The following is a 21,733-nucleotide window of genomic DNA, read 5'->3' on the forward strand; positions in this document are numbered from 1 at the left end:
AACTTCTAGCTCAACGAAGTTTGGTGGAGTAACAGTAATTGGGTTACCGTTCCAAAGAGTGATCATACAAGTGTTGTTTTCTACCAACCACTTAGCGTTTTCACCTACCGCTTTTGCATCCGCTGCGATCTGTTCAAACGTTTCACTGTTCATAAAGTGGTAGAATTCGCCGTCTGAATATAGATAATCTAGGTCGATATCCATTACGTCTGCCACTTCACAAGTGTCACCAGACTTGAATGTTTTCTCTAGCACTTTACCAGAAAGAAGTTTACGAATTTTAACACGGTTGAACGCTTGGCCTTTACCTGGTTTAACGTATTCGTTTTCCAGAATTACACAAGGCTCGTTATCAAGCATTAACTTAAGACCGCCTTTAAATTCATTGGTGCTAACTGTAGCCATTTTTTCCTCTTACATTCTTAGAGCTAAATTCAATGCCGCACATAATAACCCGAAAAGTCGAATCTGTTGAGCAAAACTGGCTCAAACAGTTGGCGAATGGGATCTCTGATCCTGCAAAATTGCTCGAAATACTGGAAATTGATCCTTCACCGTGGCAAGACGGGTTTGCCGCGCGCAAGCTGTTTGCACAGCGTGTACCGCAAAGTTTTGTCGATAGGATGGAGAAAGGCAACCCTAAAGACCCTCTTTTACGTCAGGTTTTACCACTGAGCGACGAATTTGAGGTGCATCCGGGTTACTCCAATGATCCATTGGAAGAGCAGGACAATGAAGTCCCTGGCCTGCTACACAAGTATCGCAACCGCGCCCTGATGATTGTCAAAGGTGGCTGCGCGGTAAATTGCCGTTACTGTTTTCGTCGTCACTTCCCTTATCAAGAGAACAAAAGCGGGAAACAAGCCTGGACCAAGTGCTTAGAGTACATGGCACAACAACCAGAGTTGAACGAAGTCATCTTCTCAGGTGGTGATCCATTAATGGCAAAAGACGATGAGATTCATTGGCTTTTAGAGCACATTGCTCACATTCCTCACATCAAACGTCTGCGTATTCATAGCCGTTTACCTGTGGTGATTCCTGCTCGAGTCACTGATGAACTATGCCAACTTTTGCAAGCATCAAGGTTACAAATCATCCTCGTCACTCACATCAACCATGCCAACGAAATCAATGACGAATTTGCTGAACAGATGTTCAAGCTCAAAAGAGCGGGCGTTACGCTTCTAAACCAAGGCGTTCTGCTGAAAGGCGTGAATGATTCGGTAGAAGCTCAAGTGGCGTTAAGTGAGGCCTTATTTGACGCGGGTATCTTGCCTTATTACCTCCACGTTCTTGATAAGGTGCAAGGCGCAGCGCACTACTTTATTTCGGACGAAGAAGCGAAAGCTATTATGCGCGGACTCATCACGCGTGTATCGGGTTATCTGGTACCAAAACTCACACGAGAAATTGGTGGCAGGCCAAGTAAAACGCCGTTGGATTTGCATTTAGAATAAGCTCTGACGCTCAATTAAATTTGTCGTCTAGATTGATTATTTTTGTTCGCTTTGCACGGTAAGTCTATGCATACTCCGCACTTTTGGAGGTCAAGATGCATACAGCATTCGAACAAATTTTCGATCTTGGCCCATTCAGTTGGCCTGCCCTACTATGCTGCGCCATTAATGGGCTCATGATCGGTATAGAGCGCCAAACTCGTGGTAAACCGGTTGGCATTCGCACAGCAATATTAATTATTTCAGGCACCTACCTGTTTATGTCGATGGCAGTGTCGTTATCGCCAAATACTCTTGATCAAGCACGAGTGCTTGGTCAGATCATTACTGGCGTCGGCTTCTTAGGCGCTGGCGTTATGATGACACTTGATGGAAAAATCCATGGCGTAACATCCGCGGCTGTAATATGGGTGCTAGCAGGTTTAGGTTTGATGATAGGTTTGGGTTATTTAACGCAGTCGGTGGTTATTACTCTCCTGACACTAACCGTGTTGTTAGGTGTGGATAAAGCAGAAAACCACATCAAAGCATTACGCCGCGGTGTTCATCAAAGAATTCAACAACGCAAAACTTCATCACGATTAATTAAATAGTTAACGCTCCGAGAAACTCGCTTCATCTCATCAGTAATTAAAGAGCCCTCGACGAACATCGAGGGCTTTCTGTATATAAAGATTCTGACTTTCTCAGGGATTACTTAGCAAAGTTGATGAGTGGGAAACACTTGAAGAAACCGTTATCCGCACAGTTCAAAAGACCAATTTGCACGCCATCGATTTGATCGGTCATGTTGAAGAAACCAAACTGGAAATTAGACTTCTTAGAGATACTCGCTAAGCCCACATCCGCCATGGTGTAGCCTTCAGAATAGTTCACCGCGCTCCAGTTCAAGCCTTTTACGTTGTTCGTAATGTTAACAGCACCCAAGTTAACACCCGTCGTCTGACCTTGGTTCCAGTTAACTAAGCCTAAAGACGCGCCTTTCATTTCTTGATTTACTTTTGCTGCACCAAAAAACAGACCGAAGTTCACACCTGTCGTACGATCCGTTTCTGACATACCAAGCAGTGAAAAGTCGACACCTTTAACCTCATTTACCTGCCCATGCAACACAGCTAAACGAACGCCACCTACTGAAGAATTAGAGGGTGCGTTTGTGTTATCGATAGTAGAGAACATCACAGGTGTACTGTCGGCAAAAGCAACAGGTGATGCGATAGCGGCTGCAACCGCCAATGACGTCATAAGCTTTTTCATTTTCATCTCCATGATGGGAAGCAACAATTTACAACATAGTGTAATGTTCAGATTTTGCTCTGTCCCCGTTCAAAAAGTGTTAGCAATAGGTCAGATTTAACCATCTGACTCAAAAGAAAAAATATTTCTCTTCGATTTTTTGCTTCTGAAATGGCGCTTTTTACGCTCAAAAATTTCATGATAAGCCACACCAGAACGTCATGTTTCTCAGGTGACACGCATAAAAAAGTCGAGGCATCTGCCTCGACTTTTAAGGGTTTGGTCGGTTATCTTTCCGCTATAAGGTTTCCCTAGAGCGATGAGATAAACTGGCTTACATCATGCCGCCCATACCGCCCATGCCACCCATGCCGCCCATGTCAGGCATCGCTGGCGCGTCTTTTTGCGGTAGGTCAGTAACCATCGCTTCAGTTGTGATCATCAGACCTGCAACCGATGCTGCGAATTGTAGTGCAGAACGAGTAACTTTAGTTGGATCTAGGATACCCATTTCTAGCATGTCGCCGTATTCGCCTGTTGCCGCGTTGTAGCCGTAGCTACCTTCACCCGCTTTCACGTTGTTCGCAACAACTGAGTCTTCCTCACCTGCGTTCTTCGTGATTTGACGGATTGGCGCTTCCATTGCACGTAGTGCAACGCGGATACCAACGTTTTGTTCTTCGTTGTCACCCGTTAGGTGAGCAATCTTAGATGCCGCGCGGATAAGTGCAACACCACCACCAGCAACAACACCTTCTTCAACCGCTGCGCGAGTTGCGGCTAGCGCATCTTCTACACGGTCTTTCTTCTCTTTCATTTCAACTTCAGTCGCAGCACCAACTTTGATTACTGCAACACCGCCAGCCAGTTTAGCTACGCGCTCTTGTAGTTTCTCTTTGTCGTAGTCTGAAGTTGCGTCTTCGATTTGTTGACGAATCTGAGCAACACGGCCAGAGATCATCTCTTCTTCACCGATACCATCGATGATAGTCGTGTTTTCTTTCGTGATAGAAACACGCTTCGCTTGACCTAGATCTTCTAGTGCAACTTTTTCTAGCTCTAGACCGATCTCTTCAGAAATCACAGTACCGCCAGTTAGGATAGCGATGTCTTGTAGCATTGCTTTACGGCGGTCACCGAAACCAGGTGCTTTCACAGCTGCAACTTTTACGATGCCACGCATGTTGTTCACAACCAATGTTGCTAGCGCTTCGCCTTCTACATCTTCTGCAATGATAAGCAGTGGACGAGATGCTTTCGCGACAGCTTCTAGCGTTGGAAGAAGCTCACGAATGTTTGAGATCTTCTTGTCTACTAGAAGAATGAATGGGTTTTCTAGATCAACACTGCCTGATTCTTGGTTGTTGATGAAGTAAGGAGACAGGTAACCGCGGTCGAACTGCATACCTTCTACTACGTCTAACTCGTCTTGTAGCGCCTGACCTTCTTCAACCGTGATAACGCCATCACGACCCACACGCTCCATTGCTTCTGCAATGATATTACCTACGCTTGCGTCTGAGTTTGCAGAGATAGTACCAACCTGCGCGATCGCTTTTGTATCGTTACATTCAACAGAAAGCTCTTTTAGTTGCTCAACTGCCGCAGCAACAGCTTTGTCGATACCACGCTTAAGATCCATTGGGTTCATGCCCGCCGCGACTGCTTTTAGACCTTCGTTAACGATAGATTGCGCTAGTACCGTTGCTGTTGTTGTACCGTCACCCGCTGCGTCGTTTGCTTTAGACGCAACTTCTTTAACCATTTGTGCGCCCATGTTCTGGAATTTATCTTCCAGCTCGATTTCACGCGCTACTGATACACCATCTTTCGTGATAGTCGGTGCACCAAAAGATTTGTCTAGAACGACATTACGTCCTTTAGGACCCAGTGTTACTTTTACTGCGTCAGCCAGAACGTTTACACCTTCCAGCATTTTAACTCGTGCGTCATTACCAAATTTAACGTCTTTAGCAGCCATCTTTGATTTCCTTTCTAAAATTCTTTGTGTGTAATTTCGTAATTGAATCTGAGCAAAAAATTACTCAATGATTGCTATTATTCAACGATCGCCATGATGTCGTTTTCAGACATGACAAGCACTTCTTTACCGTCGATTTTTTCAGTTTTTGTACCGTAACCTTCAGCAAAGATAACGGTATCACCGACTTTAACGTCTAGTGGCAGTACGGTGCCGTTTTCTAGGATGCGGCCTTTACCCACAGCTAGAACAATACCGCGAGTCGATTTTTCTGCAGCAGAACCAGTCAGAACGATGCCACCAGCAGACTTAGATTCAACTTCTTTACGTTCAACGATAACTCGGTCATGTAATGGACGAATGTTCATCGGTCGTCTCTCCTGAAAATTTCCATGTTTATTTGATAATTGTCCTTAGGGACTGTAGCCCCAGACACGTGATCCCTATATAAGGGGTCGAAGCAGCGATCCCAAGGGGGTGGCACAAAATTTTTGTGACTTAGTTAAAATAACGAACAACTAGGCAACGGTTTGCGTTAGAAATGCTCACTCGCTCGGCATCTCGCTTTCTTGTATCCTTGCAGTTTGCTCACCAGATAGTTGTCACACATGCAGGAAAATAACAAGCTGGAACCCCAAGCGACCGATAAGCATGGTTTGTTGACCGCACCCATTCCTGAAACGCTGCGGAAAATGACCGTACCCATGACCATGGGCATGATCGCGATTTTGATGTTTAACTTGGTCGATACCTTCTTCATCTCGTTATTAGGCACTCAAGCGCTAGCGGCTATCAGCTATACCTTCCCTGTCACCTTTGCGGTTAACTGCATTACGATGGGGATTGGGATGGGACTATCGACCAATATTGGTCGCTTGCTTGGGCAAGGTCATGCACCACAAGCTGCACGGTTCACCACCCACGGTTTGTTATTAGCCGTGTTACTTGTGGCTATCGCGTCTTCTATTGGCTTTACCACCATTGCGCCATTGTTTCGTTTTCTTGGTGCGTCTGATGATCTCATCCCTCTTATTGAGCAGTATATGCAGGTCTGGTATCTCACCATTCCTCTGCTAGTGATCCCAATGGCGGGCAACAGTGCTATCCGAGCTACTGGCGACACAAAAACACCAGCAAAAGTCATGATGTTGGCTGGTTTGATTAATGGCATGCTCGATCCATTGTTGATTTTCGGTTATGGCCCTTTTCCGGAACTTGGCATTCAAGGCGCAGCCATAGCAAGTGCCTTTAGCTGGTTAGGTGCTTTGTGTGGCTCATTCTATGTGCTAATTAAACGGGAAAAATTGCTTGCTCAACCCCAATGGGCTTTGCTGAAACAAGACTGGCAACAGACACTAAAAATTGGTACCCCTGCAGCGTTATCAAACGCGATGAATCCGTTGTCCGGTGCCATTCTGATGATGCTGTTATCCAACCACGGTACAGCGGCGGTTGCTGCTTACGGCGCAGCGCAGCGTATTGAGTCCATATTGATTTTAGTATTGATGTCGCTGACCTCTGCCCTCACACCGTTTATGGCACAAAATTTAGGAGCCAAACAACCGCAACGAGCCTTTTCCGGTTTATTTATTAGCATGCGTTTTGCAGTGGTATTCCAAGGGTTTATCTTCTTGATGATGGTGCCACTGAGCATTCCTCTGGCTGCGCTGTTTTCTCAGGAAGATGCGGTGAAAAACCTGCTTTGGCATTATTTACTGGTGGTGCCATTTAGTTATGGCTTCCAAGGCATCGTAATGATGTTAGTCAGTGGTTTGAATGCGATGCACAAGCCATTGCGTGCATTCCAGTGGAGCTTTATGCGGCTGTTCATTTTTACCTTGCCATCGGCGTGGGTCGGGAGCCAAATCTACAGCATTGAAGGCTTGTTTATCGGTATCGCGGTTGGGAATACGTTGGGTGGGCTACTGGGCTACTTGTTTGCGCTGCGCGAGCGAAAATTAACGCTCATAGAGCAGAGCAGCGTGTCTTAACACTCGTCTATCACTAGTTTCTTTTTGTTGATTCTCAAATACAACAAAACCGCGGAAAGCCGCGGTTTTGTTTATCTATTTCAAGCTTGCTTAGAACAACTCTTCAGCAACTTTGTATAGATCGTTGCGTACTGGACGCTTCATGTTTTCGATTGCGTCGATGATATCGTGGTGAACAAGTTGCTCTTTCACGATACCTACACAACGACCACCATGACCTTCGATCAATAGGTGAACAGCGTAGTTACCCATACGAGATGCTAATACGCGGTCAAATGCAGTTGGACGACCACCACGTTGGATGTGACCAAGTACTGTTGCACGAGTTTCACGACCTGTCGCGGCTTCGATGTCACGTGCTAGTTCATTAGCATCCATCATTAGCTCAGTAAGCGCGATGATCGCGTGTTTCTTACCTTTAGCGATACCATCTTGGATGTTGCTGATCAGCTTGTCTTTGTCTAGACCAGTTTCCGGAGTGATGATGTATTCACAACCGCCCGCAATTGCAGACATCAGAGTCAAATCACCACAGTGACGGCCCATGATTTCTACAATTGAAATGCGTTGGTGAGATGAAGAAGTATCACGTAAACGGTCGATTGCATCGATAACGGTGTTTAGTGCACTTAGGTAGCCCACAGTGTAATCCGTACCTGCGATATCGTTGTCGATTGTGCCCGGAAGACCGATACATGGGTAACCCATTTCAGTCAGTTTCTTCGCACCCATGTACGAACCATCACCACCGATTACCACTAGTGCATCGATACCATGTTTTTTCAGGTTCTCAATCGCTTTTTCACGAACTTCCACTTGTTTAAATTCAGGGAAACGTGCAGAACCTAGGAACGTACCACCTTTGTTGATCACATCTGAAACGCTAGAACGATCTAGCTTCTCGATGCGGCCTTCGTATAGGCCTAGGTAGCCGTCGTACACACCGAATACTTCCAATCCTTCGGATAGTGCTGTACGTACTACGCCGCGTATCGCAGCGTTCATACCAGGTGCGTCACCGCCACTTGTTAAAACACCGATCTTCTTAATCATGCTCACCCTCGATCTTTGGCAATCAATTATTTAATTTTCTTTTAGGCCCCTTGTTACCAAGCAACCTGCATAATCCAGAACTGTGCGTTATGTTACATTTCCTCTACAGGATTACCAATGAAAACGCACTTTTTTATGTAACTTTTCTACTTATGTAAGAGTATTACAGTTTCTCTATGAAACTTTGTTGATTCATATCAGGATCACGAATCTTAATAAGTATTGATGGAAAGATAGTCAATAAGTACCTGTTTGTCGTCGGGCACTGATGGATTTTTCAAGCCGACCAATCTTGTGCTTTCTGCTCTTTCTCTGGTCCGAAAACGACAGACAATGGATCTTGATGGATCAATACATCCGCATCAGGAAACAGATCCAATAAATTATCTTCCACTTTATCAGCGATGTAATGCGCCTCAATTAATCGTAAGTTATCGTCTAGCTCTAAATGCAACTGTATAAAGCGCGTCGGTCCGGACATTCGCGTGCGTAACTGATGCACGCCCAATACCCCTTTTACGCTCAAACAAGCTTGGTTAATTTGCTCAAGCTCTTCATCGGGCAACTTTCTATCAAGTAAGGTTTGAATCGCTTCGCTGACCATTTTGAAAGCGCTATAAAGAATGAAGACACCAATACCAATCGCAAACACAGCATCCGCTTGAGTCACTCCAAAATAACTGAGCCCCAGAGCCACCATGATCGCAGCATTCATATACAAATCAGTCTGATAATGCAGAGAATCCGCCGCTATTGCTTGGCTCCCCGTCACGCGAACCACATGTTTTTGGAACATCACCAAGCCAAGTGTGACCACAATCGCAAACAGCGATACATACACACCTAACTCCGGTGCGTGTAAAGCATGTGGGCGGAAAAATCGGTCAATCCCGTTAAGAATCAAAAATACTGCCGAGCCCGAAATAAACATTGCTTGGGCTAGGGCCGCTAAGGACTCAGCTTTACCATGTCCAAACGTATGTTCGCGGTCTGCCGGTTGTAAGGCGTAACGAACCACCACAAGATTCACAACCGAAGCCGCGATATCTAACATGGAGTCAATCAATGACGCCAATAAGCTCACTGAGCCGGTTACCCACCACGTGATGACTTTTACTATCAGAAGAAGCGTCGCCACAATGGTTGCAGTCCAAGCGGCGGTCGTAACTAAACGTGCGTATTGCTGTTTCATAATCAAAGAGTTAACTAAAACCATACGTTGAGTATATTGAATGACCATGAAATAACCAGATCAAAAAGAGGCAACCAATGGCTGCCTCTTTATATAACATCAATTCATGACTTAATTATTGCGCGACTTTTCCATGCGCTTGTGCATTCTGTCGCCACACTCTTGCATACGTTCATTTTGTAGCTCAACAAATTTCGCTTTCTGCTCATGTGTTAATACGCTAAGCATTTGGTGCTTTCTTTCTAGCATTTGCACGCGACGTTCCGTTTGGCGCTCAACCATCTCTTTTGCTAATTCGCTAGCTTGAGCTTCATCAAAGTTATCCGCCAGCAAAAGCGATTGTACTTTTGCGTGATGCGCTTGACGCTCAGCCATACGTGCTTCTTTGCCATCAGCGAATTTTGCTTTCATTTCTGCTTTGTTTGCTTCACGCATTTCTTTTAGCTGATCTTTTTGTGCATCAGTCAGGTCTAGTTGACGCATGACACCTCGGTCCATACCCATGCCGCATTCGTCACGAGGGCCTTTATGATGGTTTTTACCACCGTAAGCGAATGCGCTTGCGGCGCCAAGAGTAAGAGGTAGAACAACAGCAGCTAACACAAGTTTTTTTGCAGACTTCATAATACGATTCCTTACACAGGTGAGTGGTTCTTCTGAGCTGTTCTCACAGCGCTTGAGTATAGAATACGACCCACTAGGTAAAGCGACGTATAGGGAGCGTAAAGAATCGTAAAGAGTGATTTTTCTCCTCTTCGTTGCGCATCATTCCAATGTAATATTAGGCTATCGGTAACTTACTATAGGTGCCCCCATGGCAAACATTCTTTTAATCGATGACGATATCGAGCTAACTAGCTTATTAAAAGAAGTACTCAGTTTCGAAGGGTTTGACGTCAGCGAAGCAAATGACGGTGAAGCCGGCTTAGCCGCGATCAATGATAAGATTGATTTGATTTTGTTGGATGTCATGATGCCAAAACTCAATGGCATGGAAACGCTGAAACGCTTACGTGAAAATTGGGAAACTCCCGTCTTGATGCTGACCGCTAAAGGGGAAGAAATTGATCGCGTGATCGGCTTGGAACTGGGCGCGGATGATTATTTACCAAAACCTTTTAGTGACCGAGAGCTGTTAGCGCGAATCCGCGCGATTTTACGCCGCACTAGCAGCACACAAAAAAATACCAAAAACAGCGATTGCATTGAGTATCAAGAAATCCGCCTCTATCCCGGTAAGCAAGAAGCGTATTGTGAGCAACAGTTGCTCGATCTCACGGCAACCGAGTTTGCGCTACTCACCCACTTCGTACAAAACCCAGGACAAGTGCTGACCAAAGAGACACTGAGCTTAGATGTGCTTGGTAAACGACTCGCTGCTTTTGATCGCGCTATCGATATGCATGTCTCGAACTTACGTAAAAAATTACCAGATCAAAGCAATGGCAAGCCGCGAATTAAAACCCTGCGTGGTCGTGGCTACATGCTGCTTGAGGAGGATTAATGCGCCTATCACGCATCAAACTGCCAAACATCAATAGCCTGTATGGACGCATCTTTGCCATTTTTTGGTTCACCATGTTATTAGTATTGATAGCCGTGCTATCACTGCCACATTTGGACCCACGCAAAGCTCGCGATATTCCAGAAGAACACTACAAACGTATGGTAGAAACGCGTGACTCAATCCAACAAAAATACAGCCAGCAAACTGATTTAGGCCGCATACTTTTTCGTATCGAGGGCAACCGCCACGGCAAGCACGACCCTCGCCCACGAGTGTTTTTTTCTGACTACAGCGGTAATGTTCTTACGACAGAAAAACGCAGCAATTTTCAATTGCGTGCCATGCAAAACTTTGTCACCAGTATCGAAGATTACAATAATCCAAAGCAGAAGCTGTATGGTCGATACATGATTGCGGGCCCAATTCCTATCACTTTGGCAGATTCCGATATCTTGATGTACGTGGGCTTCAAGTGGAATGAGCCACCACCTCTACTCCTGCGTCTGTTTGATCACCCATTCCAGCTCTTGCTTGCGGTCATGCTGGTTAGTACACCATTGCTGTTATGGCTTGCTTGGGCTTTGAGTCAACCAGCACGTCGTCTTGAAGCCGCTGCTCAACGTGTGGCGAAAGGTGAATTTGTCACAGACCCAAATTTAGAAAAAGGCACGGCGGAGTTTCGTCAAGCAGGTAGCAGCTTCAACCAGATGGTCGAAGCGGTTAATCAGATGATTTCAGGACAACAACGTTTGCTATCCGATATCTCTCACGAGCTGCGCTCACCTTTAACTCGTCTGCGCATGGCAAGCGCATTAGCGACGCGTAAACAAGGCGAAAGCCCAGAACTGACTCGTATCGATACCGAAGCGCAGCGCTTGGAACAGATGATCAGCGAACTACTAGAGCTTTCTCGCATGCAGGCGAACAGTCATATGACTCGCGAAACACAGCCATTAGAAAGTTTATGGGAAGAGATCATTAAAGATGCGCAGTTTGAAGCAGAGCAAATGGGCAAACAGCTACACTATTCAGAATTACCTAAGCGCAATATTTCCGGTAACCCTAAACTGCTGATGAGTGCGGTGGAAAATATCGTTCGTAACGCCATTTACTACGGAAAAGATGAGGTACAAATCGACATCAAAGCCGATGACGATACGCTTCGTATCACGGTTGACGATAATGGAGAAGGTGTACCAGAAGAGGAACTGGCCGCGATTTTTCGCCCGTTCTATCGCGTTTCCACGGCACGCGATCGCCACTCTGGCGGCACAGGTCTCGGCCTAACCATTACCGAAAGTGCCATTCGCCAGCACAGTGGCACGATCGCAGCCAGCCGAAGTCCTTTAGGCGGATTGCGCATGAGTATCACCTTACCGATCAATTGTTAGTCTCAATTTGATGAACTAACAATAATTCGCACCATATTTCTAGAGTGAGTGATTCACAGCCCCACCCTCACTTTAGAAATTGGTGAGGCTTCTTAGAATACCCTTACAAAGATCAAAGTTGATAATAATTATCGTTAGCATTAAAGTGGATTTTCCAATTAAGGAGGATTTACTATGTCACATACATTTCCCGCTCTGCCTTACCCGTACGATTCACTAGAACCGTACATCGACGCGAAAACCATGGAAGTGCATTACAGCAAACACCACAAGACGTACTTTGATAAGTTTGTAAATGCCGTTGAAGGGAGCGAGCTCGAAACTCAGTCATTAGACGAGATCTTTGACAATATCTCTAAGCTCAGCCCTGCGGTACGTAATAATGGTGGCGGCTATTACAACCACATCATTTATTGGAATTGCATGTCACCAAACGGTGGCGGAGAGCCTCAAGGCGCGCTTGCTCAAGCAATTAACGATAAATTTGGTAGCTTTGCGCAATTTAAAGAGGCGTTTGCCCAAGCTGCCATCAATACCTTTGGGTCTGGCTTTGCATGGCTGATCGTAAAAGATGGTGAGATTCACATTACGTCCACCAGTAATCAAGACAACCCTCTGATGGATGTAGTGGATGTGCGCGGTGAACCAATCCTCGCATTAGACGTGTGGGAGCACGCGTATTACATCAGCTACCAAAACCGTCGCCCAGAATATATTGATGCGTGGTGGAACGTCGTCAACTGGCGAGCAGTTGAAGAAAACTATGCTCACGCTCTCTTATAAAGAGCATCGCTACTTACGGTATTAACATCCGCGCTAATGCCTGCTTTCATACCCAGGTCAATCTTGCTGAATCTCGCATATCTCGGTGACTTGGGTATATACTGCCCCTCTCTTTGACCAACTCTATTTCAATACCATGTTTGATATCGCTTTATACGAACCAGAAATCGCGCCGAACACCGGCAACATCATTCGACTATGCGCCAACTGCGGTGCAAACCTTCACTTAATTGAACCTCTGGGTTTCGATCTTGAAGAGAAAAAAGTCCGCCGTGCTGGTTTGGATTACCATGATTTAGCTCGCGTAACACGCCATAAAAACTATCAAGCGTTCTTAGAGTATTTAGAGACAGAGAAGCAAGGTAACTACCGATTGTTTGCCTGCACCACCAAAACCACAGGTCACCACGTTGATGCACAATACCAAACGGGTGATGTTTTGATGTTTGGTCCAGAAACTCGTGGTTTGCCTGCTGAAATCATCGATAGCTTGCCAATGGAGCAGCGTATTCGCATTCCAATGATGCCGGACGCACGCAGCCTAAACCTTTCGAATGCCGTTGCGATCATTGCTTTTGAAGCATGGCGTCAAATGGGCTTTGAAGGCGCATTGTAAGCAGCACGAATTCCAAATACAGAAAAGGGCGCTTGGTGCGCCCTTTTGTTTTCTTTACTGTCTAACTCAATCAGTTGAGCTTGTTGCGATCATCATCGTCTTTACGCTCGTATTCCCCTTCGAAGGTCTTGCCATTATCTGACTGGGAATCAAATGGGTCACGACGGAACGGGTCTTGCTCAAATGGCCCCTGGTTAGAGAAACCACCTTGGAAGCCACCACCATGCATGGTTTTCACCACCATTTTGCTCATCAAGTATTTAGCTATCGCGGCGCGTGGCGCAGGAAGCAACACCAACATACCAAGGGCATCGGTCATAAAGCCCGGGGTTAACAGTAGCACGCCAGCCACCGCTAGCATTACGCCTTCAAAAATTTGCTGGGCTGGAATTTCACCTTGTTCAAGACGCCCCTGTACTGACATCAGTGTTTGTATACCTTGGCTACGAACCAACGACGCACCAACAAATGCAGTGATTAAGACTAGTGCAATGGTCGGCCATAAACCTAAAAAGCCGCCCACCTGAATAAATAAGCCGATTTCAATGATCGGAACAAAAATAAACGCTAATAATAAGATAGGAAACACACGCCCTCCTTTGTTTAATTCAGTGTAATGGTAAAAGCAGACTAAGCTCAAACGAATCGTTGTAAAAAAGCGTGTTCATACTGGTCTCCTTCTTTTTTAGACAAAGTAGCGGGAGCGCGTTTCATTCAATTGCATACCGATTTTTTCGTGCTTTTAAAGTGCTAATTTCGAACTCTAAAAACTCATGTTTGTCGAGGAAAATCGAGTACCCATAAAGGGTTATTAATAACCCGTTCATACTTTGCAAATTATTGACTCATGAAAAACGAAAAAGGTGATCTAGTTACTATTTTTATGCGCTAGGTGCAGTATCATGTGCCACATAAGTCAGGACGGATTTTCCAGCCAAAAATTCTGATGAATGGATTCTAGATTGCAGAAATGGCTAATAAATAACTTTATTATCAGAATTATCATCTAAGGATCCTGCTATGGCTACCCTATCTGATGCTCCAAAAACAGCAAACCCAGCCACTCGTATTGAAGAAGATCTATTAGGTCAACGTCATGTCCCTGCAGATGCGTACTACGGTATTCATACGCTACGTGCGATCGAGAACTTCAACATCTCTAATATGACCATTTCTGACGTACCAGAATTTGTACGCGGCATGGTAATGACCAAAAAAGCAGCAGCGTTAGCAAACAAAGAACTTGGCGCTATTCCAAAAGACGTTGCAAACTACATCATCGAAGCGTGTGATTTGATCCTAGAAACTGGCAAGTGTATGGATCAGTTCCCATCAGACGTATTCCAAGGCGGTGCAGGCACTTCAGTTAACATGAACACGAACGAAGTGATCGCAAACGTCGCGCTTGAGTTGATGGGTAAAGAGAAAGGCCAATACGAATTTGTTAACCCAAATGACCATGTAAACAAGAGCCAATCAACCAACTGTGCGTACCCAACAGGTTTCCGTATTGCGGTGTACAACAGCGTACACAAGCTAATGGAAGCAATTGAGTACCTAAAAGGCGCATTCGAACTTAAAGCCGTTGAGTTTAAAGATGTACTGAAAATGGGCCGTACTCAGCTTCAAGACGCAGTACCAATGACAGTAGGTCAAGAGTTCCATGCGTGGGCGGTAACACTAAACGAAGAGATTCGTGCTCTAGATTACACATCTAAACTCCTCCTAGAAATCAACCTAGGCGCAACCGCAATCGGTACTGGTCTAAATACACCAACTGGCTACCAAGCGCTTGCAGTAAAACACCTAGCGGAAGTAACAAGCCTTGACGTTGTTGCAGCAGAAGACCTTATCGAAGCAACGTCTGACTGTGGTGCATACGTAATGACTCACGGCGCGCTAAAACGCCTAGCAGTGAAACTATCGAAGATCTGTAACGACCTTCGTCTACTTTCTTCTGGTCCTCGTGCGGGTCTAAATGAATTGAACCTACCTGAAATGCAAGCAGGCTCTTCAATCATGCCAGCTAAAGTAAACCCAGTTATCCCAGAAGTAGTAAACCAAGTTTGCTTCAAAGTTCTCGGTAACGACAACACGGTTTCTTTCGCAGCAGAAGGCGGTCAGCTACAGCTAAACGTAATGGAACCAGTTATCGCACAAAGCGTGTTTGAGTCTATCTCTCTACTACACAATGCGTGTGTGAACCTACGCGATAAATGTATCGACGGCATCACTGTGAACAAAGAAGTTTGCGAAAACTACGTTTACAACTCTATCGGTATCGTCACTTACCTAAACCCATACATCGGCCACCACGAAGGTGACATCGTAGGTAAGATTTGTGCAGAAACTGGTAAGAGTGTTCGTGAAGTCGTGCTAGAGCGCGGTCTGCTTACAGCAGAGGAGCTTGATGAAATCTTGTCAGTAGAAAACTTCATGCATCCTACTTACAAAGCAAAACGTTACGAGTAATAACGAATCCGAAGGGGGCCACTCAGGCCCCTTTTTTAGGCTCTCATACGGTTAACCACATTTTTTATATGCTTTTATTGCCGCTAAACCACTAGGTTCTCATTCTCTGAGCATTTACTCCTGTTCCTGAGTGTTCAAAAAATCAGAATCAAATAAAAAACTAAAGAGGTATCAATATGGTCATGGTCGAACTCTTCGTGGTTCTGCTCTTCATCTATTTGGGGGCAAGAATCGGTGGTATCGGCATTGGTTTTGCCGGTGGTGCTGGGGTCATTGCGTTGTCTTTGATCTTGGGCGTACCAACAAGCCAAGCTTACATTCCCGTTGACGTAATTTTGATCATCATGTCTGTAATCACCGCTATCGCAGCAATGCAGGTAGCGGGTGGTTTAGACTGGATGGTGCAAGTTGCTGAAAACTTTTTGCGCAAGCATCCTGAGCGCATCACCTTTTATGCGCCTATCGTAACTTACCTAATGACATTAATGGCGGGTACTGGCCACACGGCATTCTCAACTTTGCCAGTGATTGCAGAAGTAGCGAAAGGCCAAGGCGTGCGCCCTTCTCGTCCACTGTCTATCGCGGTCGTAGCATCGCAAATCGCTATCACCGCATCACCAATCTCAGCGGCTGTTGTCGCGTTCGCGGCAATGCTGCACCCATTTGGCGTTGACTACCTAACACTACTAGCAATCTGTATCCCAACGACGTTCATCGCGTGCATGATCGGTGCGTTCGTGGCGAACTTCATGGGCTGTGAGCTAAAAGACGATGCTGAATACCAAGAGCGTCTAGAAAAAGGCTTAATCAAGCTAAATACAGAAGCAAAACGCGAAATCCTACCAACAGCGAAGAAAGCAACATTCATCTTCCTAGGCGCAATCGCATTTGTCGTGTGTTACGCAGCAGCAATTTCTGGCTCTGTTGGCCTTATCGAGAACCCTGCTCTAGGTCGTAACGAAGCTATCATGACGGTAATGCTAGCAGCTGCGGCAGCTATCGTAATGAGCTGTAAAATCGATGCTGGCAAAATCCCAGCAGCAGCAACATTCCGCTCTGGTATGACAGCATGTGTGTGTGTTCTTGGTGTGGCATGGCTAGGTTCTACGTTCGTTAACGCGCACGTTGACGGCATCAAAGAAGTTGCGGGTGCGCTACTAGCAGACTACCCATGGATGCTAGCACTCGTTCTATTCTTCGCTTCAATGCTGCTTTACTCACAAGGTGCAACCACTGTTGCGCTGATGCCAGCAGCACTTGCTATCGGTGTGGCACCACTTACCGCAGTTGCATCTTTCGCAGCAGTAAGTGCGCTATTCGTGCTGCCAACTTACCCAACGCTTCTAGCAGCGGTTGAGATGGACGACACGGGTTCAACTCGTATCGGTAAGTACGTATTCAACCACCCATTCTTTGTACCTGGTGTGGTAACCATCGCTTCTGCGGTAGCACTTGGCTTCGCATTCGGTGGTCTACTGATCTAGTAGAAACAGAGTCTTACTCGGGGAGCTTCGGCTCCCTTTTTTATTGCCTGTTGTCTTGATTTATGCTCAATAAATCTTCATTTTCATGAAACTTATTGACTCGCCTCCGGGTCTGATTGAGTTACACTAACGGCAATTATCTAAGATGAATTGACTCTTTTATGCGCGCATTACTTTCCGTTTTACTCTTAGGGCTCATTACCTTTTCCACTCCGTCTTTAGCTTTATTTGGCAAAGACCAGTTTAACAGTAGCCAGAACAACAGTTTTGGTAGCAGCAGCGACAGCTTTGTTCCGGTTGATCAGGCGTTTCCATTTAACTTCTACCAGCAAGATGACAAATTGATGCTCGATTGGCAGGTACGTGACGGGTACTACCTATATCAAGAGCGCTTGTCTGTAGCTGGTGAGAAAGTATCGCTAGGCGAACTGCAAATGGAAGACGGCACACCGCATAAAGATGAATTCTTTGGTGACGTGCATATCTATACGCAACCTCTCTTCGTTAACGTACCAATGTATGATTGGCAAGACGGTGCGCGCGTGGTGGTGCAATACCAAGGTTGTGCGAAAGCAGGCTTCTGTTACCCGCCAGAAACTCGCGTGATTCCTATCAGCGCGTTTACTTCGTCGAACTCAGATTCAACAACGGCGACAACTGCATCAAAAGCAGAACAGGCACCAACAGCAACGCCACCAGCGGTGCAATCATCTACGTCTGGTGACACATCATCAGTGCCAGTAACACAGCAAGATAGCCTTGCTGCCAACCTTGCTGATAACTGGTGGACACCACTTCTGTTCTTGGCGCTTGGTGTGGGCTTGGCGTTTACACCTTGTGTGCTGCCGATGTACCCAATTCTGACCAGCATAGTGCTTGGCAGTGGCAAGCTAAGCCAACGCCGCGCGCTAGGCTTGTCATTCGTCTACGTGCAAGGCATGGCACTGACTTACACCCTACTCGGCCTTGTGGTGGCATCTGCAGGTATGCAGTTCCAAGCGGCAATGCAACACCCTTATGTGCTGATTGGCTTGAGCGTACTGTTCATCGCACTCGCTTTGTCTATGTTTGGTCTGTACTCATTACAGCTACCAAGCAACGTTCAAACGTGGTTAAACAACCTCAGCAACAAACAGCAAGGCGGCAGCAGTGCAGGCGTATTCGCCATGGGGGCGATTTCTGGACTGGTGTGCTCACCATGTACCACGGCACCTCTGTCTGGTGCGCTACTTTACGTGGCACAAAGCGGCGATTTGCTTACCGGTGGTATCGCGTTATACGCGCTGGCGATGGGCATGGGTATTCCGCTGATTCTTGTTGCGGTCTTCGGCAACAAACTGCTACCAAAAGCCGGCGGTTGGATGGACCGAGTGAAAACACTCTTCGGCTTTATTCTGCTTGCCGCACCTATCTTCTTACTAGAACGCATCATGCCAGAAATGTGGTCAACGATTCTGTGGTCAGCACTGGGTATTGCTGCTTTTGGTTGGCTATACCACATCAAAAACAGTCTAGAGTTTGGTGGCTGGAAACAAAGTGCCGTGGGCATAATCGCCGTCTTAGGTTTGCTAGCCTCAGCACAACCTATCTTAAATTACTGGTTTGGCAACAGCACAACACAAACTCAGCAAGCCACTGTTAGCTTTACTCGCATTGCTAACGTGGCGGATCTTGAAGAACAACTGGCACTTGCGAAAGCGGCAGGTAAACCCGTCATGCTCGATTTCTACGCCGATTGGTGTGTAGCATGTAAAGAGTTTGAAAAGTACACCTTCCATGACCCAAGCGTCGAAGCCAAACTGCAAGACTTCATTCTTCTGCAAGCGGACGTGACCAAAAACCAAGTGCAAGACATCGAACTACTGAAGCACATGAGTGTGCTTGGTTTACCAACAATTGAGTTTTGGGATGCCAGTGGTGAACACGTTTCAAACGCTCGTTTGACGGGATTCATGCAAGCCGAGCCTTTCTTAGAGCATATCAAGCAGTTCTGATAACCAGATATTCAAACGCCAGTGATGTCCACTGGCGTTTTTTATTGCTCAGATTTGAATAAGAACATTGCGTTTATATGCAATTTTCCTAATAAAAGTCGATTTGGTTCAGACTTTTAGCGAATAAATATTGTCCACTCTCTCAAAGCTGGACAATAATAAATTTAACGAAATAGTCAAAAGTGTTTAACGTCATGGATTCGACCTACACCATCATTATTGCAGATGATCACCCACTCTTCCGGAATGCCTTGTTTCAATCTATCCACATGGCTATTAGTGGTGCAAATTTGCTGGAAGCGGACTCACTCGACGCACTTCTGGCTTTGTTAGAACGAGAGGAAGAGCCAGATTTAGTGCTATTGGACCTCAAAATGCCAGGAGCAAATGGTATGTCTGGCTTGATTCATTTGCGAGCAGAGCATCCAGATTTACCTATCGTCGTCGTTTCAGCGAGTGAAGAGCCGGCGATCGTGACGCAGGTGAAAAGCCATGGTGCATTTGGTTTTATTCCCAAGTCCAGCGACATGCGCGAATTAGTGAACGCGCTCAATCAAGTGCTGAATGGCGACCCATACTTCCCTGAAGGGTTGATCACCAATAACGCGGCATGTAATGACTTAGCGGAAAAGATTGCTGCGCTAACACCGCAGCAATATAAAGTGTTGGGAATGTTGTCCGATGGCTTGCTGAACAAGCAAATCGCTTACGAATTGAATGTTTCAGAAGCCACCATAAAAGCGCACATGACAGCGATTTTCCGTAAGCTCGGTGTAAAGAACCGCACGCAAGCCGTGATTATGCTGACGGAAATGAGCGACTAGATTGACGTCTTATCGTCAGACTTACTTTTTTCGTTTGGCAATCGGATACCGACTTTAGTGACCTGCTGATCAACAACATCAGCGACGATCCAATGCAAACCTTGCCACTCGAAATGGTCTCCCAATACTGGCGTGCTACCTAATTGCTCTTCGACAAGGTTTCTCAAACTTTTATCCAGCGGTTCATCCCCCAGATTCAAACCATACATCACGGCAATATCGGCAAGCTTCACTTCAATATCGAGGAAGAAGTCACCGAAGAATCGCGCTAGCGACGCTTTCTCTGGGGCTTCACTAAACAGTAAGCTCAGTGCATCTAAATCCTTTTCTTGTGCTAATACACACAAGGTATCATCTTCCTCAAGGCGCGTACTGCCGGATGGGTGCAATAGCTCTTTACTGCGAAATACAGCGGCGATACGCGTTCCTTCCGGCATCGAAAGACTACGTAATGGCTCACCAATGCACCATTTATCTGCTTTAAGTCTATAGATAAACAGCTCCCACTCACTGGTCGGGTAAATCTCCACCCCCGTACGCGAAATTGGCTCAGGCTTAGAAGGTAGCTCGACCTTTGCAAGAGACATCGCCTTGGTCAACGTGCCCCCTTGTACTATCAAAGACACCATTACTACAAAGAATGCCAAATTGAAGTACAGTTGAGCATCTGGCAACCCTGCCATCATCGGAAATACCGCGAGGATGATAGGTACAGCGCCACGCAATCCTACCCAAGAGACAAACCACTTTTCACGTGGCGTGAAACTCTTGAATGGCAGTAAACCAATCCAAACTGAGATTGGTCGGGCAAACAAAATCATCCCGAAGGCAAGCGCAAGACCTGGCAACGCAATAGAGAGTAAATTGGATGGTGTAACCAACAAGCCAAGCACCAAGAACATACCAATTTGAGCTAGCCACGTCATACCATCTAAAACATGAAGAATAGAGTGGCGGCTGCGTGTTGGACGGTTACCTAATAAAAGACCAACGAGGTAAATCGACAAAATACCACTGCCACCCAAAGTGTTAGATAAAGCAAAAATAAGCAAGCCACCACTGACCGTTAAAATAGAATACAGCCCATCTGGTAATTGATTGCGATTGATAACTTTCCATAAGATCCAGCCACCAGCGAAGCCAAGTAACGCGCCAATACCAAACTGCTTAAGAAAACTGAACGCCAAAAAGCCCGCACTTAAATCTGCGCCAGGGTTCGCTAAAATAGCAATCAGAGTTACGGTCAGAAACACCGCCATAGGGTCATTGGTGCCGGATTCAATTTCCAGCGTTGAACCAACACGTTCGTTCAGGCTACGACCTTTGAGTAGAGAGAAGACCGCGGCAGCATCGGTGGAACCAACAATCGCTCCAACCAATATGCCTTGCAATAAATCTAAGTCGAATAACCACGTTGCCATCAGCCCGGTTAAAATGGTGGTGATCGCAACGCCAAATGTCGCCAAAGAGACCGAGGGCCATAACGCAACCCTAAAGCTGGCGACCCGCGTTCTCATCCCACCATCAAGCAAAATGATGGCTAATGCGAGGTTACTAACCAAATAAGCGATCGAAAAGTTATCGAATAAAATGCCGCCTAAGCCGTCTTCCCCCGCTAGCATTCCAACGGCTAAAAATACCAAAAGAATTGGGATTCCCAACTTAGAAGACACTGGGCTTAAAAGAACGCTAAGTGCGATTAACAACGCACCTATTAGAAAAAAACTGTTAATGGTGTCTGCGTCCATT

General features: G+C 46.0%; 20 protein-coding genes. 11 read left to right on the forward strand and 9 right to left on the reverse strand.

From position 1 onward, the window contains the following. Positions 1–405: elongation factor P (locus R7E00_RS20630; protein WP_318089380.1), on the reverse strand; the 405-nt coding region annotated here is incomplete at its 3' end. Positions 406–437: 32 nt separating this feature from the next. On the opposite strand from R7E00_RS20630, the gene epmB reads away from it, so the two are divergent. Together epmB and R7E00_RS20640 are read left to right on the forward strand one after the other, a co-directional pair. Next, positions 438–1,460 carry an EF-P beta-lysylation protein EpmB gene (epmB, locus tag R7E00_RS20635; RefSeq protein ID WP_005381502.1) on the forward strand — a complete coding sequence of 341 codons (1,023 nt, stop codon included), beginning with the start codon at positions 438–440 and terminating at the stop codon, positions 1,458–1,460. Positions 1,461–1,555: 95 nt separating this feature from the next. Then, a complete protein-coding gene (locus R7E00_RS20640; protein ID WP_005381504.1) occupies positions 1,556–2,053 on the forward strand; it encodes an MgtC/SapB family protein in 498 nt (165 codons plus the stop codon). Positions 2,054–2,153: 100 nt separating this feature from the next. On the opposite strand, the gene R7E00_RS20645 is transcribed toward R7E00_RS20640, so the two are convergent. From R7E00_RS20645 to R7E00_RS20655, 3 genes are all read right to left on the reverse strand, one after another. Continuing rightward, positions 2,154–2,717 (reverse strand): VC2662 family protein, encoded by a 564-nt coding sequence (locus R7E00_RS20645; protein ID WP_005381507.1) that lies wholly within the window; start codon positions 2,715–2,717, stop codon positions 2,154–2,156. 313 nt (positions 2,718–3,030) lie between these two features. After that, positions 3,031–4,677: a chaperonin GroEL gene (gene groL, locus R7E00_RS20650; protein ID WP_005381509.1), complete on the reverse strand. Its 1,647-nt coding sequence runs from the start codon at positions 4,675–4,677 to the stop codon at positions 3,031–3,033. Between the two features lie 77 nt (positions 4,678–4,754). Then, the gene (locus R7E00_RS20655) at positions 4,755–5,045 is read right to left on the reverse strand and encodes a co-chaperone GroES (RefSeq protein ID WP_031855216.1); all 291 of its coding nucleotides are present in this window, start codon (positions 5,043–5,045) and stop codon (positions 4,755–4,757) included. 240 nt (positions 5,046–5,285) lie between these two features. Here R7E00_RS20655 and R7E00_RS20660 point away from each other — a divergent pair, with 240 nt between their 5' ends. Next, the gene (locus tag R7E00_RS20660; RefSeq protein WP_017635565.1) at positions 5,286–6,668 is read left to right on the forward strand and encodes an MATE family efflux transporter; all 1,383 of its coding nucleotides are present in this window, start codon (positions 5,286–5,288) and stop codon (positions 6,666–6,668) included. Positions 6,669–6,758: 90 nt separating this feature from the next. On the opposite strand, the gene pfkA is transcribed toward R7E00_RS20660, so the two are convergent. From pfkA to R7E00_RS20675, 3 genes are all read right to left on the reverse strand, one after another. Then, the gene (pfkA, locus tag R7E00_RS20665; protein ID WP_005381521.1) at positions 6,759–7,721 is read right to left on the reverse strand and encodes a 6-phosphofructokinase; all 963 of its coding nucleotides are present in this window, start codon (positions 7,719–7,721) and stop codon (positions 6,759–6,761) included. A 277-nt stretch (positions 7,722–7,998) separates the two neighbouring features. After that, a complete protein-coding gene (fieF, locus tag R7E00_RS20670; protein ID WP_213908169.1) occupies positions 7,999–8,913 on the reverse strand; it encodes a CDF family cation-efflux transporter FieF in 915 nt (304 codons plus the stop codon). 111 nt (positions 8,914–9,024) lie between these two features. Then, on the reverse strand, positions 9,025–9,537 hold the full coding sequence (locus R7E00_RS20675) for a CpxP family protein (protein ID WP_262606406.1): 513 nt from the start codon (positions 9,535–9,537) through the stop codon (positions 9,025–9,027). 190 nt (positions 9,538–9,727) lie between these two features. Here R7E00_RS20675 and R7E00_RS20680 point away from each other — a divergent pair, with 190 nt between their 5' ends. From R7E00_RS20680 to trmL, 4 genes are all read left to right on the forward strand, one after another. Continuing rightward, positions 9,728–10,417, forward strand: a complete 690-nt coding sequence (locus tag R7E00_RS20680) for a response regulator (RefSeq protein WP_005382384.1) — start codon at positions 9,728–9,730, stop codon at positions 10,415–10,417. Continuing rightward, entirely contained in the window at positions 10,417–11,811 is a 1,395-nt protein-coding gene (cpxA, locus tag R7E00_RS20685; protein ID WP_170894109.1) for an envelope stress sensor histidine kinase CpxA, read from the forward strand. Before R7E00_RS20680 ends, cpxA begins: the two co-directional genes overlap by 1 nt. Before the next feature lie 174 nt (positions 11,812–11,985). Then, on the forward strand, positions 11,986–12,594 hold the full coding sequence (locus R7E00_RS20690; RefSeq protein WP_005382382.1) for a superoxide dismutase: 609 nt from the start codon (positions 11,986–11,988) through the stop codon (positions 12,592–12,594). Between the two features lie 136 nt (positions 12,595–12,730). Next, entirely contained in the window at positions 12,731–13,210 is a 480-nt protein-coding gene (trmL, locus tag R7E00_RS20695; protein ID WP_053303025.1) for a tRNA (uridine(34)/cytosine(34)/5-carboxymethylaminomethyluridine(34)-2'-O)-methyltransferase TrmL, read from the forward strand. A 70-nt stretch (positions 13,211–13,280) separates the two neighbouring features. Here trmL and R7E00_RS20700 read toward each other — a convergent pair whose 3' ends face one another. Beyond that, entirely contained in the window at positions 13,281–13,799 is a 519-nt protein-coding gene (locus R7E00_RS20700) for an FxsA family protein (protein ID WP_005386383.1), read from the reverse strand. A gap of 431 nt (positions 13,800–14,230) precedes the next feature. Between R7E00_RS20700 and aspA the strand changes: the two genes are divergently transcribed. The 4 genes from aspA (at position 14,231) to R7E00_RS20720 (ending at position 19,984) form a co-directional block, all read left to right on the forward strand. Then, positions 14,231–15,682 carry an aspartate ammonia-lyase gene (aspA, locus tag R7E00_RS20705; protein WP_065274942.1) on the forward strand — a complete coding sequence of 484 codons (1,452 nt, stop codon included), beginning with the start codon at positions 14,231–14,233 and terminating at the stop codon, positions 15,680–15,682. A 176-nt stretch (positions 15,683–15,858) separates the two neighbouring features. Then, on the forward strand, positions 15,859–17,166 hold the full coding sequence (locus R7E00_RS20710; protein ID WP_005382378.1) for an anaerobic C4-dicarboxylate transporter: 1,308 nt from the start codon (positions 15,859–15,861) through the stop codon (positions 17,164–17,166). A gap of 161 nt (positions 17,167–17,327) precedes the next feature. Then, entirely contained in the window at positions 17,328–19,160 is a 1,833-nt protein-coding gene (locus tag R7E00_RS20715) for a protein-disulfide reductase DsbD (RefSeq protein ID WP_065274943.1), read from the forward strand. Positions 19,161–19,354: 194 nt separating this feature from the next. Further along, positions 19,355–19,984, forward strand: coding sequence for a response regulator (locus R7E00_RS20720; RefSeq protein WP_005382375.1), 630 nt, complete (start codon positions 19,355–19,357; stop codon positions 19,982–19,984). Here R7E00_RS20720 and R7E00_RS20725 read toward each other — a convergent pair. Beyond that, positions 19,981–21,732 (reverse strand): potassium/proton antiporter, encoded by a 1,752-nt coding sequence (locus R7E00_RS20725; RefSeq protein ID WP_005382374.1) that lies wholly within the window; start codon positions 21,730–21,732, stop codon positions 19,981–19,983. The two genes, R7E00_RS20720 and R7E00_RS20725, sit on opposite strands and share 4 nt — an antisense overlap. Between the last annotated feature and the right edge of the window lies 1 nt (position 21,733).

Origin of the sequence: Vibrio sp. Vb1755, from assembly GCF_033338635.1 — a bacterium.
GTDB lineage: Bacteria > Pseudomonadota > Gammaproteobacteria > Enterobacterales > Vibrionaceae > Vibrio > Vibrio alginolyticus.